We start from the raw sequence: 648 nt of genomic DNA, 5'->3' as shown, positions 1-648 counted from the left end.
ACCTCCGGCTGCCGCTGGCGCGACTGCCCGGCCGCGTACGGCCCGCGCACCACCGTCTACAACCGCTTCAACAGGTGGTCACGGCGCGGCTTCTGGAAGGCCATGCTGGCGGCGATGGCCCAAGCCGGATGGTCGGGCGAGGCGACGGCCATCGACAGCACCTACGTGCGGGCGCACCGTTCGGCCCACGGCGGTAAAGGGGGGCGCGTGCGCAAGCCATCGGCCCGTCGCGCGGCGGCCAGACGACCAAGATCCACGCCCTCACCGACGTCCTCGGCCGGCCCGGCGTCCTCCTGCTGACGCCCGGCAACGCCAGCGATGTCACCACAGCTCCAGCCGTGCTGGCCGACACGCCCGGCCGGATCCACCGCTTGGCCGCCGACAAGGGTTACGACGCCGATTGGCTGCGCGCTGACCTGCGCGCGAAGGGCATCACGCCGATCATCCCGGGCAAGCGCGGTCGGAAGAAGAGGATCCGCCACGACAAGCGCCGCTACCGCGAACGCTGGCGGATTGAGGCGACCTTCAACCGCCTCAAGGATTTCCGCCGCATCGCCACACGATACGACAAGCTCGCCCGTAACTACGCCTCAGCCCTCGCTCTCGCCGCCGTCATCGCGTTCTGGTGCTGATCGAGTCCAGACCCTA

General features: G+C 69.9%; 1 pseudogene. It reads left to right on the top strand.

The annotated features are described in order from the left end of the window. Positions 1 to 632, top strand: a pseudogene (locus tag MFF40_RS28345) (IS5 family transposase); the annotation flags it as partial. Positions 633 to 648 lie beyond the last annotated feature (16 nt).

Source organism: Methylobacterium mesophilicum (assembly GCF_022179445.1).
Classification (GTDB): domain Bacteria; phylum Pseudomonadota; class Alphaproteobacteria; order Rhizobiales; family Beijerinckiaceae; genus Methylobacterium; species Methylobacterium mesophilicum.
The sequence above is the reverse complement of the archived record's forward strand: the minus strand, read 5'-3'. Positions and strand labels throughout refer to the sequence as shown.